Origin of the sequence: Streptomyces sp. NPDC088745, from assembly GCF_044751045.1 — a bacterium.
Lineage (GTDB): Bacteria > Actinomycetota > Actinomycetes > Streptomycetales > Streptomycetaceae > Streptomyces > Streptomyces cremeus.
Genome location: NZ_JBIVLB010000023.1, coordinates 23,557 through 36,725 on the forward strand (window position 1 = coordinate 23,557; position 13,169 = coordinate 36,725).

Below are 13,169 nucleotides of genomic sequence, written 5' to 3' on the forward strand. Positions count from 1 at the left end.
CGCGCACCCGTTTCCGCCATGGTCGCCCGCCTTCCGCGGTCACCCTATGCGGGGTCGCGCGAGGCTTCGTGCTCCTGTCACACCGCTGACACACAACTCCCCTAGCGTCAAAGAAGTTCCACCTCGTCAAAGAAATTCTGACCCCATCGGAAGGGCCCGCCGTGACCACCGTCGACCAGAATCAGCGCCGCCGCCGCGGCACGGGGCTCATCGCTCTGGACCCCGACCGCGCCTTCCCCGGATACACCCTCTTCGCACCGCTGACCGACGGCGGGCGCGTCCACCTGATCGGCCTCGACGGCACCGAGGCGCACACCTGGAAGCTGCCGTACCGGGCCGGGCGGCACGCGCGGATCCTGCCCGGCGGGGACCTCGCCCACAACGGCGTGCTCCCCGGCCGGCAGGCCCTCTTCCCCATGTGGCACAAGTACCGGGGCGGAGTCATGGGCGTCTACGCCCCCGACGGCACTCCGCTGCGCGAGCACGTCGACCCCCTCCAGCACCACGACGCCCACCACCTCGACGACGGCGGCGTCCTCTACACCGCCGTCGAGCCCCTGACGGGCACGGACGCGGAAGCCGTGCGCGGCGGAGTGCCCGGTTCCGAGGCCGGGGGCGGGACGGTCTGGGCCGACACGATCGTCCAGCTCGACGCCGACGGCTCCCCGGTGTGGTCCTGGCGCGCCGCCGACCACCTGGACCGCGAGGCGTACGCCCTGCACCCCGACTACGCCCGCGAGCACTGGCCGCTCATCAACTCCGTGACCCCGCTCGCCGACGGCAACGTCCTGGCCAGCCTGCGCAGTTCCTCCGCCGTGATCGTCATCAGCCGCGAGACCGGCGAGGTCGTGTGGCGCACGGACCCGGGCACGGTCTCCCAGCAGCACCACCCCACCGAGCTCCCCGACGGCAACTTCCTCGTCTTCGACAACGGCGTCTTCCGCCCGGGCCACGACGTGCCGTACTCGCGGGTCATCGAGATCGACCGGACGACGCGGGAAGTGGTGTGGGAGTACCACGACCCCGCCAGGGAGTCCTTCTTCGCGCCGTTCATGGGCTCGGCCCAGCGCCTCCCGAACGGCAACACGCTCGTCGCCGACTCCCCCGCCGGGCGTCTCTTCGAGGTCACGCCGGACGGGCTGGTCGTCTGGGAGTACGTCGTCCCGTACTTCGGCGGGTACGCGGAGTCCGAGGTGCGCGGGCTCTTCCCGGCCGAGCCGAACGCGGTCTTCCGCGCGTACCGCTACGCGGCGGAGGAGCTGCCGTGGCTGGAGACGGCGCGGCCGGCGACGGCACCGCTGGAGACGGGCCGATGAGCAAGCCGCTCACCGGGGCCGCGGAGGCCCCGGGGGCCGGGCAGGCCCCGGAAGTCACGGCGGTCGACGAGCGGGTTCCCCTCGCCCGCCTGGCGCCGCTCGCCGTCCAGCACGTGCTCGCGATGGCCGCGGCCCCGATCTCCACCGTCTTCCTGACCTCCGCCGCCCTCCACCTCTCCCCCGCCCGCACGGCCTCCCTGCTCAGCGCCGTGCTCGTGCTCTGCGGGGCGGGCTCCCTGCTCCAGTCCCTCGGCGTGTGGAAGGTCGGCGCCCGGCTGCCCTTCGTGATGCTGCCCGGCGGGGCGGCGGCCGCGCTGTTCCTCCAGATCGCCGCCGACCACGGACCGGCGGTGGCCACGGGCTCGGTGTTCCTGGCGGCGCTGCTCCTGCTGGCGGTGGTACCGCTGTACGCGCGGATCGTACGGCTCTTCCCGCCCCTCGTCATGGGTGTGACGGTGCTGCTGATCGGGATCGCGATGGTGCGGGTGGCGGCGCAACTGGTCACCGGGCCCACCGGCCGGGCGCTCCCGGCGTCCGTCGTGCTGGCCGCTCTGACGGTGGCCGTCACCCTCGCCGCGTACCTCCTGCTGCGCGGGGTGTGGCGCCAGAGTGCCGTCCTCATCGGCATGACGGCGGGCACGGCGATCGCGGTGACCACGGGGCTGGGCGCCTTCACCCCGGCGGCGGGCGCCGGTTTCGCGCTCCCCGCCCTCCTGCCGTACGGAGCGCCGCGGTTCGACCTCCTGGCCGCCCTCCCGCTCCTGATCTTCAGCCTCACCACGCTCGCCGAGATCACCGGCCAGACCGTCCTGAACAGCGAGGCCTCGGGCCGGGCGGCCGCACCGGGGCGGGACGTGCCGAAGGTGGCGCGGGCGGACGCGGTGATGTCGTTGCTCGGCGGTCTGTGGGGCACGTCCCTCATGGTCACGAGCTCCGAGAACATCGGCATCAGCCGCCTCACGGGCGTGCGCAGCCGTTACGTCACGGCCGCGGCCGGCGCGCTGCTGGTGGCCGTCGGTCTGCTGGCCCCGGTGTCGCGGGCGGTGGCGGGCGTCCCGCCGGCGGTGGTGGGCGGCAGCGCCCTGGTCGTCTACGCCCTCATCGCGGTGATGGGCGTGCAGATGCTGGCCCGCGCGGACCTGGCGCGGCAGGGCCACTCGATGGTCGCGGCGTCGGCACTGGCGGCGGGCCTGCTGCCGGTGGTGGCTCCGCAGCTCTACGCGGGCTTTCCTTCCTGGGTACGGACCGTACTGGGCTCGGGGGTGGTGGCGGGAACCCTGACGGCGGTCCTGCTCCACGGCCTCTTCACGCTGACCGCCCGCTCCGGACGCGCCGCCGGAGGCGTCGGCGCCGGGCGGCCCTCCGGCTGACCCGGGGAGGGGTACCCGGCGCGCCCGGCGGCACGCCGGGGCCGCCCCGCCGCACGCCCCGGCCGCACGCCCCAGGCCGGACGCGCCCTGCCGTCCCGGGTGTTACGCGACCTTCTTGCGCACCGACCCCGCCGCCGCCTTCGCCCGCTTCTGCGCCGAGCCCGCCGCCGCCCGTGACCTGCCCTGCGCCGAGCGCAGCGAGCGGGCCCGCGCCGCGTCCGCCCGACGGACCGTCAGCTCGGCGCGCCGGCCCGCCCGTTCGGCGGCGCGCCGACCCGCCGTGGCCGACCTGCGGGCCCGCCACGCCATCGACGGCTTGCCGTGCGTGTCGGCGGCGGTGATCAGCAGCGCGCCCGCCAGCGAGAGGTTCTTGAGGAAGTGGTTGCGCTGCTCCGCCTTCGCCTCCGGGTCCTTCTCCTCCCAGAAGCGGTGTCCGGCCAGCGTGGTCGGCACCAGCGTGCCCGCCAGGGCCAGCGAGGCGAGCCGCGGGAAGCGCCCCAGGGCGAGCAGGGCGCCCGCGCCCACCTGCACGGCGGCGTTGATCCGTACCAGCTGCTCCGGGTCCGTCGGCAGCTTCGGCACCTTCCGCGCCAGCGGAAGCGCCACGGGCTCGGCGGCGGCGGCCGCCTTCTCCGGGTTCCGGAGGGTGCCGATTCCACCGCTGATGAATGTCGAGGCCAGCATGGGCCTTGCGATCCTCCTGATGAGTGCCATGCGGCACGGGTTCCCCGCCCCGTCGCCCGCCATGCACGAAGCGGGCAGATGTACGACAAACGCGCGGCAGGTGCGCGCCGACGGGCGCACGGCCGGTCCGCCGTGAGCGAACCCTCTGGGCATCGCCGGGTGACGAGTGTTGGCTGAACCGCATGGAGATCTTGGTTCTGGGCGGTACGGCATGGGTGGGCCGGGAGTTGTCCCGGCAGGCGATCGAACGCGGGCACACGGTGACCTGCCTGGCGCGCGGCGAGAGCGGCGAGGCGGCGAAGGGGGCGCGGCTGGTGGCGGCCGACCGCTCGGCCCCGGACGCGTACGCGCCGCTGCTGGACCGTACGTGGGACGCGGTGATGGAGGTGTCCTGGCAGCCCGGTTTCGTACGGGACGCGCTCGACGCGCTGAAGGGGCGGGCCCGGCACTGGACGTACGTGTCCTCGTGCAGCGCGTACGCCACGCACGGCGAGCACGGCGCCGACGAGTCGGCGGCCCTCCTGGCTCCGACGGAGCCGGAGGTGCGCGAGACGGGGCGCGAGCAGTACGGCGAGGCGAAGGTGGCGTGCGAGCAGGCGGCCGTGGCGGCGGTGGGCGACCGGCTGCTGATCGCGCGGGCGGGGCTGATCGGCGGTCCCGGCGACCACAGCGACCGTTCCGGCTACTGGGCAGCCCGCGCGGCGCGCGACCCCGGGGACCCGCTGCTGGTCCCGGACGAGCCGTCCCTGCCGACCCAGGTGATCGACGTGCGCGACCTCTGCGGCTGGCTGCTGGACGCCGCCGAGAAGGGCACGACGGGAACGTACAACGCGGTGGGTCCCGTGCTGCCGCTGGAGGAGTGGATCGAGCTGTCGCGTGCGGCGGGCGGGCACACCGGTCCGGTCGTCCGGGCGTCGTCGGACTGGCTGCGCGAGCAGGGGGTCGCGGAGTACATGGGCCCCGAGTCGCTGGCGCTGTGGATCGTCGCGCCCGGCTGGCGGGCCTTCTCCGACCGCAGTGGGGCCGCGGCCGTCGCCGCCGGGCTGCGCCACCGCCCGCGCACGGAACTGATCGCCGACACCCTCCGCTGGGAGCGCGAGCGGGGCCTGGACCGGGAGCGGCGCACCGGGCTGAGCGCGACCCGCGAACGCGAGCTCATCGACGCGCTGGGCTGACCGGGAACCGGAACGCCCCGGCGGCGGACACACGAAAGGTAGGGAGACCGCTCTCCCCGCCACAACCAAGGTATACCCCACCGGGGGTCTTGCCACAAGGCCCCCGGAATGCCGCAGAATCACCCGCCGAGGCCACCACCTGCGGAAATGAGAGCGGCACAGATGAGCGAGCAGTACGCCGGGCAGTCAACGGAGAAGCAGTGCGACGGGCAGCAGGACCACGGGCAGCAGGACCACGACAAGTATGTGCGGGACCTGCGCGCGACCGACGGCGCGCGGCTCGGGTCCGTCGGCGGCAAGGGCGCGCACCTGGCCACGCTGTCCCGCATCGAGGGCGTCCGCGTGCCGGACGGCTTCTGTGTGACGACGGAGGCCTTCCGGGACGTCGTCGCGCAGGCCCCGACGGTCCTCGCCCCGCTGGACGAGCTGGCGGCCGCGGCCGCCGACGACCAGGAGGCGGTACGCGCCCTCAGTGCCCGGGTCCGCCGGGCGGTCGAGGAGATCGCCCTGCCCCCGGCCCTCGTGCGGGAGGTCACCGAGGCCCTCGCCCGGCACGGCGCGCACGACGCCTACGCGGTCCGCTCCAGCGCGACGGCGGAGGACCTGCCCACGGCGTCCTTCGCCGGGCAGCAGGACACGTATCTGAACGTCGTGGGAGCCGAGGAGGTGCTGCGGCACGTCAGCCGCTGCTGGGCGTCGCTCTTCACGGAGCGGGCCGTGGCGTACCGCGGGCACCAGGGCATCGACCACCGGACGGTGCACATGGCGGTGGTCGTGCAGCGGATGGTCTTCCCGCAGGCCTCCGGCATCCTGTTCACCGCCGACCCCGTGACCGGGGACCGCAGGACCGCGACCGTGGACGCCGGTTTCGGCCTGGGCGAGGCCCTGGTGTCGGGCCTGGTGAACCCGGACGTGTTCGCGGTGCGGGACGGCGAGGTCACCGCCCGCACGATCGCCGCCAAGCAGCGGGCGATCGAGGCGCTGCCGGGCGGCGGCACCCGGGAGGTCGCGGTCGACGCCGGGCGGCAGGAGCAGCCCGCGCTCACCGACGCGCAGGCGGTGCGGCTGGTGGAGCTGGGCCGGCGCATCGAGGCGCACTTCGGACGCCCGCAGGACATCGAGTGGTGTCTGGTCGACGACGGCTTCCAGATCGTCCAGAGCCGTCCGATCACGACGCTCTTCCCGGTCCCCGAGGCCGCCGACCGGGGCAACCACGTGTACGTGTCCGTCGGCCACCAGCAGATGATGACCGACGCGATGAGGCCGCTGGGCTGGTCGATGTGGCAGCGCACGGCGATGGCGCCGATGCAGGAGGCGGGCGGGCGGCTGTTCGTCGACATCACCGCGCGCCTGGGCATCCCCTCGGTCCGCGACGGCCTCCTGGACCTGATGGGGAAGGGCGACCCGCTGGTCCGGGACGCGCTGGAGACCGTACTGGCGCGGGAGGGCTTCGTACCGGAACTGCCCGAACCGGAGCCCGCTCCCGGCCCGGCCGCCGGGACGCACGCCGCCCCCGAGCCGCTCGGGAACGACCCGGCGGTCGTCACGGCCCTGATCGCGCGCAGTGAGGCGTCCGTCGCCGAGCTGGAGGCGGCCGCCGGGTCGAAGGCGGGACCCGCGCTCTTCGACTTCCTGGACGAGGCCTTCGAGGAGCACAAGCGGGTGCTCAGCGACCCCTTGAGCATGCGGGCGATCATGGCGAGCCACGAGGCCACCTGGTGGCTCAACGAGAAACTGGAGGAGTGGCTCGGCGAGAAGAACGCCGCCGACACGCTCACCCTGTCCGCCCCCGACAACATCACCTCCGAGATGGGCCTGGACCTCCTGGACGTCGCGGACGTGATCCGTCCGCACCCGGAGGCGGTGGCGTACCTGCGCGGCGTCGAGGGCGACGACTTCCTGGACGGGCTGGCGGAGGTCCCGGGCGGGGCCGCGGCGCGGGACGCGATCGAGAAGTACCTCGACCGGTACGGGATGCGCTGCGCCGGCGAGATCGACATCACCCGCCCGCGCTGGCGGGAGCGCCCGGGCACGCTGGTGCCGGCGATCCTCGACAACGTGCGCAACTTCGGTCCCGGCGCGGCCGCGAAGCGCTTCGAGGAGGGCCGGCTGCGCGCGGAGCGCAAGGCGGACGAGGTGCTGGCACGCCTGCGGGAGCTGCCCGACGGCGAGGCGAAGGCGGCCGAGGCACGGCACATGATCGAACGGGTCCGGACGTTCATCGGCTACCGGGAGTACCCCAAGTACGGCGTCATCTGCCGCCTCTTCGCCTACAAGCGGGCCCTGCTGGCGGAGGCGGAGCGCCTCGCGGCGGCGGGCGTGCTGGCGGAGGCGGAGGACGCCTTCTACCTGACGTACGAGGAGTTCCGGGAGGCCGCCCGCTCCCGGCGGGTGGACCGGGACCTGGTCCTGCGGCGCAGGGAGGACTTCCGTACGTACACCGCCCTCACCCCGCCCCGGGTGCTGACCTCGGACGGCGAGGCGCTGAGCGGTGCCTACCGGCGCGACGACGTGCCCGAGGGCGCGCTGACGGGCCTCGCGGTGTCGGCCGGGACGGTGGAGGGGCGGGCCCGCGTCGTCCTGGACCTGGCGGACGCCGACCTGGCGGCGGGCGACATCCTGGTCACGTCCTTCACGGACCCGAGCTGGTCACCGCTGTTCGTCGGCATCGCGGGCCTGGTGACGGAGGTGGGCGGCCTGATGACGCACGGCGCGGTGATCGCGCGTGAGTACGGGCTGCCGGCGGTGGTGGGGGTGGCCGGGGCGACCCGGCTGATCAGGGACGGCCAGCGGATCCGCATCCACGGCACGGACGGCTACGTGGAGCTCCTGGACTGAACCGTCCCGGACCGGGCCGTCCGACAGCGGGACCGGGCCTCCCGCCTCAGGCGGTGGGGCGCGTGTACCGGCGGATGCGGTAGCGGAGCCCGGAGGTGGAGGTCTGCCAGTCCTGGTCCTCGGCGGCCCGCCACGCCGGGCCCGGCACGGGGGCGTAGGTGTCGCCGGCGACCGTGGCGTCGATCTCGGTCACCGAGAGCAGCGTGGCGTGCTCCAGGGCGGCCCGGTAGACCTCCCCGCCGCCGATCACCCACACCTCGGCCGCTTCCGGCTCCCGGGCCGCGAGTTCCAGGGCCTCGGCGACGGACCCGGCGCGCTCGGCGCCCTCGGCGGCCCAGTGCGGGTCGCGGGTGACGACGACGTTGCGCCGGCCGGACAGCGGGCGGAAGCGCGGGGGCAGCGAGTCCCAGGTCCTGCGCCCCATCACCACGGGGTGGCCGAGGGTGGTCGCCTTGAAGTGGGCCATGTCCTCGGGCAGCCGCCAGGGGATGGCGTTGTCCGCGCCGATGACGCCGTCGCGGGCCTGCGCCCAGATCAGTCCGACCCTGGTACCGGCGGTGCTCATACGGCGACCGGGGCCTTGATGGCCGGGTGGTGCCGGTAGCCGGCGACCTCCACGTCCGCGTAGGCGTAGTCGAAGAGCGAGTCGGCCTTGCGCAGCCGCAGCTCGGGGAAGTCGAAGGGGGTGCGCGAGAGCTGCTCGGTGACCTGCTCGACGTGGTTGTCGTAGATGTGGCAGTCGCCGCCGGTCCAGATGAAGTCCCCGGGCTCCAGGCCGACCTGCTGGGCCACCATGTGCGTGAGCAGGGCGTAGCTGGCGATGTTGAACGGGACGCCGAGGAAGAGGTCGGCGCTGCGCTGGTAGAGCTGGCAGGAGAGCCTGCCGTCGGCGACGTGGAACTGGAAGAAGGCGTGGCACGGGGCGAGCGCCATCTTGTCCAGCTCGGCGACGTTCCAGGCGGAGACGATCATCCGGCGGGAGTCGGGGTCGTTGCGCAGCGTGTCCAGGACACCGCTGATCTGGTCGATGTGGCTGCCGTCCGGGGTGGGCCAGGAGCGCCACTGGACGCCGTAGACCGGGCCGAGGTCGCCGTCGGCGTCGGCCCACTCGTCCCAGATGGTGACCTTGTTCTCCCGCAGCCAGCCGATGTTGGAGTCGCCGCGCAGGAACCACAGCAGCTCGTACACGATGGACCGCAGGTGCACCTTCTTGGTGGTGACCAGCGGGAACCCCTGCGAGAGGTCGTACCGCAACTGGTGCCCGAAGACACTCCGGGTACCGGTGCCCGTCCGGTCGGCCTTGGCCGTTCCGGAGGTGAGTGTCAGCCGCAAGAGGTCTTCGTACTGGTTGTCCGCCACAGTCCCGGAGTCTACTGATCCCTCCCGCGCACCCCGAAACCACGCCCGGCGGGGCACGCCGGACCGCACGGGCGGGGAGACCGTGCGGGCCCCCGGTGGATCAGGCCCGGGCCCCGCTGCCCGGCGGCGCCGGGGGCGGGCCGCCGGGCCGAGGGCTTGCGCTGGAGCGCGCTCCAGCTCCTAGGGTTCGTTCCCACGACCGGCCGCACGCGAGCGCCGGGCCGCCTTGCCGAACTCGAACCCGAACCCGAACCCGCATCTGCGAAAGGCACCGCCATGCGCTACCGCACCCTCGGCCGGACCGGCATCGAGGTCAGCACGCACTGCCTCGGCACGATGATGTTCCAGGCCGGCTTCAACGGGGATCACGAGGAGTGCGTACGGATCGTCCACGCCGCCCTCGACCACGGCGTCAACTTCCTGGACACCGCCGACATGTACGGGCAGGGCGAGTCCGAGGAGATCGTGGGCAAGGCGCTGCGCGGCCGGCGGGACGACGTCGTACTGGCCACGAAGGTGCACTTCCCGATGGGGGAGGGCCCCAACAGGGGCGGAAACTCACGGCGTTGGATACTCCAGGCCGTGGAGGGCAGCCTCAGCCGCCTGGGCACCGACCGGATCGACCTCTACCAGGTCCACTTCCCCGACCACACCACCGACATCGAGGAAACGCTCTCCGTCCTCACCGACCTCGTCCGCGCGGGCAAGATCCGGGCCTTCGGCTGCTCGAACTTCCAGCCGGACGAGATCGTCGAGGCCCACCACGTCTCCGAGCGCCGCGCCCTCGGCCGTTTCCGTACCGCGCAGCCGCCGTACTCGATCCTGGCGCGGGGCGTCGAGAGGTCGCTGCTGCCGGTGGCGGAGCGGTACGGGATGGGGGTGCTGGTGTGGAGTCCGCTGGCCTTCGGCTTCCTCACCGGCAAGCACCGCAAGGGGCGGGCGGTGGACCTGGACGCGGGGCGGGCCGCGTTCCGTCCGGGCAACTTCGACCCGTCCGTCGCCGCGAACGCGGCCAAGTACGAGGCCGTGGAGCAGCTCTCGGAGCTGGCGGCGGACCTCGGCTGCACGCTGCCCCAGCTCGCGGTGGCCTTCACGGTGGCGCACCCGGGGGTGACGTCGGCGATCCTGGGCCCCCGGACGATGGAGCAGCTCAAGGGCCTGCTGGAAGGGGCCCCGGTCGTCCTGGACGACGCGGCGCTCGACCGCATCGACGCGATCGTCCCGCCCGGGGCCGACCTGTACGACCCGGCGGCCTACCTGCCCCCGCGCTCCCTGTCCGTCCCGGCCCTGCGCCGCCGCCCGCCGGGGGAACGCGCGGCGGGCTGACGGCCGGGGTCCCACATCCGCTTCCGCGCCCCGTGGCCGGGTTGACGGAGCAGACGCGGCGTGATCGGCTTCCACCGCCCGTACGCCCCCCGAGGAGCCTCATGCCGCACCGGTCGACCGTCGTCATACCCCCGTACGCATACGGCCTGCCCGGCGTCGGCTTCGGCGGCTACGCGGCGGGACTGCTCGCGCGCCGCTTCGACGGCGGCCCCGTGAAGGTGAGCTTCCGGCGGCCGCTGCCCCTCGGCACGCCGGTGGAGGTGCGGGCCGGCGAGGAGGGAACGTACGAGATCGCCGACGGCGACGGCCCCTTCGCCCGCGCGCAGGCCGTCGCCGGCGTCCCCCTGCCGCCCCGCGTCCCGGCCTGGGAGGAGGCCCGGCGCGCCGAGAAGGAGCACTCGCCGGCCGACACCCCCTACTACACGCCCGACTGCTACGGCTGCGGCATGGACCGCGAACCCGGGCTGGGCCTGCGGCAGAACGTCTCCGCGCTGCCCGGGCACGACATGGTCGCCACGACCTGGCGGCCCGACCCCGAGCTGAGCCCCGGCAGCGCGTTCCTCCCCGCCGAACACGTGTGGGGGGCGCTCGACTGCCCCGCCGGGTGGACCTGCCACCTGTTCTCCGCCGCCCCGCGCGGCACGGTCACCGCGTACCTGGCAGCCGACGTGCGCCGGCCGGTCGTGCCCGGCGAGGAGTACGTGAGCTTCGCGTGGAAGGTCTCGCACGCGGGCCGCAAGTACGTGGCGGGCAGCGCCCTGGCCACCCGCGACGGCGAACTCTGCGCCCACGCGGAGTCCCTGTGGCTGAGCCCCGCCCCGCGCGCGGAATGACCGGCTCCCCATGGCCGGGGGAACCGGCCACGGACAGCCCGCGGGGGCGGTGCAGGAGGTGCCGGGGCGTCGCACACCGCAGACGCCGGGTGTGCGGGCGCTGCCGCGAGCACCCCGTCCGGGACGAGGTCGCCGACGAAGTCGTGGGAAGCGTGGTGGAGGGGGCCGTGGAGGGTGCCGTCCGGGCCGTCCTCCGCGCGATCTGGCACGGGGTGAAGGCCGTGCTCAGGGCGGTCTCCGACTGACGTGGGGCAGGCCCGCAGCACCACGCCTCCCCTGAACCGTCCCGGGCCGCGGACCCTCGGGGGAGAATGCCGCAATGGAACATCGGTTCGCAGGAATACCGGAACTGGCGGCTGCCCCCGTGCCCCGCGCCGCGGTGGTCGTCGACGTCATGCGCGCCTTCACCGTGGCCGCCTGGGCCTTCGAGCGGGGCGCCGAGAAGATCGTCCTCGCCGCCACCCCAAACGAGGCGCTGTCCCTCAGGAACGCCCACCCGGGCTGGCTCGCGCTGAAGGACGGGGCCCTCTCGGAGGGTTTCGACGCGGTCAACTCGCCCGCCCTGCTCCGGGAGCTGGACCTGGCCGGCCGCACCGTGGTCCAGAAGACGACGGCGGGAACGGTGGGCGCCCTAGCCGTGGCCGCGTCGCCGCTGGTCCTCTGCGCGGCCTTCGTGGTCGCGGAAGCGACGGCCCGGGTCCTGCGGGAACGCGGCGCGGACGAGGTGACCTACGTCGTCACCGGCGAGGACGGCCGCGCGGACGAGGACCTGGCGTGCGCCGAGTACATCGCCGCGCGTGCCGGGGGCGAAGAGGCCGAGGCGGGCCCGTACGTCCAGCGCGCCCGGGCCTCCCGAGCGGCCGACGAACTCACCACGGGCGTACGGAGCGGCTCGCACCCGCAGGACGTCGAGCTCTGCGTCCAGCCGGACCGCTTCCCCTTCGCGATGGAGGCCCGCCGGGAGGGCCCCCTCGTGGTCCTGCGCCCGGTCCTTCCTCGCGGGTGAGCGGACACCGCGTCAGCCGGGCTCGCCCCGCACCCCTTTCCTCACACCGGCAGGTGCCGTGCGAAGAACGACCGTACGAGGCGGGCTGCCGCGCGCGGATGGGCGGTGCCGACCATTCCCGTGCGCTGCCCGGCCGTCATGAGGCCCGCCCGGTGGAGCTGTGGCGCCAGCGCCGCGTAGTCGGTGAACGCCCAGTGGTTCGCGTGCGCGAGTTCGCGCCGGGCGGCGGGGCCGCCGTGCGCCAGGAGGGCGGACCAGGAGCGGTCGAAGCGGGCGTCGCGGAATCCGTCCGTGCCCGCGAGGAGCAGCGGGCGGCCGGGGCGTTGCCGGGCCACCGGGAGGAGTTCGCCGTCCAGGCCGTCGAGGTAGCCCTCCAGGTTCGCGGCGGCGGCGACCCGCCGGTCCTCGTGCAGGGCCTGGGCGACGGCGGTGCCGCCCGCGGAGTGCCCGTACAGTCCTACGTTCTCCAGGCGCAGTGCGTCGAGTACGAAGCGGAGGTCGGCGACCCGCGTTCCGATCAGGGTGCGGAACGTCGCCGCGTCCATGTCCGGGCGCAGCGCCGTGATCCGTACGCGGTCGGGGCGTCCGGGCCGTACGTCCGGGAACTCGACCTGGCCCGCGTCACCGGGGTGGTCGACCAGGACCACGGTCCAGCCGTGCGAGGCGAGTTCGGTCGCCAGAACGCTGCCCGTGGTGCGGGAATCGCCGCCCCCCGGGCTGTAGAGGAGGGTGGGGCGACGGCCGGGCAGCGGGGCCGCTCCGGTGCGGGCGTGGGTGAGGGTGGCGGCCCAGTCGACGCCGGCGGCGGGCAGGTACGGGTGGTGGATCAGGTGGGCGAGGCGGCCGAACCAGACGGCGGCCTCGGGGGTGAGCTGCGGCATCCGCGGGTGCCGTCCGGAGGGGCGGGCGGGGCGCAGGACGGTCACCATGAGCTCGCGCACGCCGATCTCCGGCGCCCACGGGTCGTTGCGCGTGCGGTCGACCAGGTGGCGGACCTCGGCGCCGACGGCGTGGGGTCCGGTGGGGGCGGGCAGGTCGAGTACGAGGTCCGGGGAAGCAGCCGCCGCTGCGGGCGGGTGGAGAGCGGCCGGTCCGAGGGACAGCGCTGTGGCGTCGCCGCCCGCGACGAAGGTGCGGCGGCCGGGTCCGGGAATGTCAGTCATGGAAGGCATCCTGGTGACGGGACCCGCCGTGGGACGAGGCTTGCGGCCAGGCCCGAAAGGCTTGCGCGCTGTGCCTTCGCCGGGCACAGCACGCGGAAC

At 74.3% G+C, this 13,169-nt stretch carries 11 protein-coding genes; 7 read left to right on the forward strand and 4 right to left on the reverse strand.

Annotated elements, in window-relative coordinates; translation table 11 throughout:
* Positions 1-161: 161 nt before the first annotated feature.
* Both ACIP93_RS35630 and ACIP93_RS35635 read left to right on the forward strand, forming a co-directional pair.
* The gene (locus tag ACIP93_RS35630; RefSeq protein WP_345227476.1) at positions 162-1,316 is read left to right on the forward strand and encodes an aryl-sulfate sulfotransferase; all 1,155 of its coding nucleotides are present in this window, start codon (positions 162-164) and stop codon (positions 1,314-1,316) included.
* Positions 1,313-2,686 carry a uracil-xanthine permease family protein gene (locus ACIP93_RS35635; RefSeq protein WP_401766190.1) on the forward strand — a complete coding sequence of 458 codons (1,374 nt, stop codon included), beginning with the start codon at positions 1,313-1,315 and terminating at the stop codon, positions 2,684-2,686. Before ACIP93_RS35630 ends, ACIP93_RS35635 begins: the two co-directional genes overlap by 4 nt.
* Positions 2,687-2,788: 102 nt before the next feature.
* Here the strand turns inward: ACIP93_RS35635 and ACIP93_RS35640 are convergent, their stop codons facing one another.
* The gene (locus ACIP93_RS35640; protein ID WP_345227481.1) at positions 2,789-3,400 is read right to left on the reverse strand and encodes a DoxX family protein; all 612 of its coding nucleotides are present in this window, start codon (positions 3,398-3,400) and stop codon (positions 2,789-2,791) included.
* A 152-nt stretch (positions 3,401-3,552) separates the two neighbouring features.
* On the opposite strand from ACIP93_RS35640, the gene ACIP93_RS35645 reads away from it, so the two are divergent.
* Positions 3,553-4,545, forward strand: coding sequence for an NAD-dependent epimerase/dehydratase family protein (locus tag ACIP93_RS35645; protein ID WP_401766193.1), 993 nt, complete (start codon positions 3,553-3,555; stop codon positions 4,543-4,545).
* A gap of 162 nt (positions 4,546-4,707) precedes the next feature.
* Positions 4,708-7,383, forward strand: a complete 2,676-nt coding sequence (gene rph, locus ACIP93_RS35650; RefSeq protein ID WP_401766196.1) for a rifamycin-inactivating phosphotransferase — start codon at positions 4,708-4,710, stop codon at positions 7,381-7,383.
* 46 nt (positions 7,384-7,429) lie between these two features.
* On the opposite strand, the gene ACIP93_RS35655 is transcribed toward rph, so the two are convergent.
* Positions 7,430-7,948, reverse strand: a complete 519-nt coding sequence (locus ACIP93_RS35655) for a dihydrofolate reductase (protein ID WP_401766198.1) — start codon at positions 7,946-7,948, stop codon at positions 7,430-7,432.
* Positions 7,945-8,742: a thymidylate synthase gene (locus ACIP93_RS35660; protein WP_345227491.1), complete on the reverse strand. Its 798-nt coding sequence runs from the start codon at positions 8,740-8,742 to the stop codon at positions 7,945-7,947. Before ACIP93_RS35660 ends, ACIP93_RS35655 begins: the two co-directional genes overlap by 4 nt.
* A 276-nt stretch (positions 8,743-9,018) precedes the next feature.
* Between ACIP93_RS35660 and ACIP93_RS35665 the strand changes: the two genes are divergently transcribed.
* From ACIP93_RS35665 to ACIP93_RS35675, 3 genes are all read left to right on the forward strand, one after another.
* Positions 9,019-10,068 carry an aldo/keto reductase gene (locus tag ACIP93_RS35665; protein ID WP_345227493.1) on the forward strand — a complete coding sequence of 350 codons (1,050 nt, stop codon included), beginning with the start codon at positions 9,019-9,021 and terminating at the stop codon, positions 10,066-10,068.
* A gap of 101 nt (positions 10,069-10,169) precedes the next feature.
* Positions 10,170-10,901: a PaaI family thioesterase gene (locus ACIP93_RS35670; RefSeq protein WP_401766202.1), complete on the forward strand. Its 732-nt coding sequence runs from the start codon at positions 10,170-10,172 to the stop codon at positions 10,899-10,901.
* Between the two features lie 319 nt (positions 10,902-11,220).
* The gene (locus ACIP93_RS35675) at positions 11,221-11,907 is read left to right on the forward strand and encodes a 2-phosphosulfolactate phosphatase (RefSeq protein WP_401766204.1); all 687 of its coding nucleotides are present in this window, start codon (positions 11,221-11,223) and stop codon (positions 11,905-11,907) included.
* A gap of 41 nt (positions 11,908-11,948) precedes the next feature.
* Here ACIP93_RS35675 and ACIP93_RS35680 read toward each other — a convergent pair whose 3' ends face one another.
* A complete protein-coding gene (locus ACIP93_RS35680) occupies positions 11,949-13,070 on the reverse strand; it encodes an alpha/beta fold hydrolase (RefSeq protein ID WP_401766207.1) in 1,122 nt (373 codons plus the stop codon).
* Positions 13,071-13,169: the final 99 nt, after the last annotated feature.

What these genes read in the sequence shown, in the direction of transcription:
- ACIP93_RS35635 (WP_401766190.1), top strand. Translation starts at nt 1,313, where the DNA reads ATGAGCAAGCCGCTCACCGGGGCCGCGGAGGCCCCGGGGGCCGGGCAG.
- ACIP93_RS35640 (WP_345227481.1), bottom strand. Translation starts at nt 3,400, where the DNA reads ATGGCACTCATCAGGAGGATCGCAAGGCCCATGCTGGCCTCGACATTC.
- ACIP93_RS35645 (WP_401766193.1), top strand. Translation starts at nt 3,553, where the DNA reads ATGGAGATCTTGGTTCTGGGCGGTACGGCATGGGTGGGCCGGGAGTTG.
- rph (WP_401766196.1), top strand. Translation starts at nt 4,708, where the DNA reads ATGAGCGAGCAGTACGCCGGGCAGTCAACGGAGAAGCAGTGCGACGGG.
- ACIP93_RS35655 (WP_401766198.1), bottom strand. Translation starts at nt 7,948, where the DNA reads ATGAGCACCGCCGGTACCAGGGTCGGACTGATCTGGGCGCAGGCCCGC.
- ACIP93_RS35665 (WP_345227493.1), top strand. Translation starts at nt 9,019, where the DNA reads ATGCGCTACCGCACCCTCGGCCGGACCGGCATCGAGGTCAGCACGCAC.
- ACIP93_RS35670 (WP_401766202.1), top strand. Translation starts at nt 10,170, where the DNA reads ATGCCGCACCGGTCGACCGTCGTCATACCCCCGTACGCATACGGCCTG.
- ACIP93_RS35675 (WP_401766204.1), top strand. Translation starts at nt 11,221, where the DNA reads ATGGAACATCGGTTCGCAGGAATACCGGAACTGGCGGCTGCCCCCGTG.
- ACIP93_RS35680 (WP_401766207.1), bottom strand. Translation starts at nt 13,070, where the DNA reads ATGACTGACATTCCCGGACCCGGCCGCCGCACCTTCGTCGCGGGCGGC.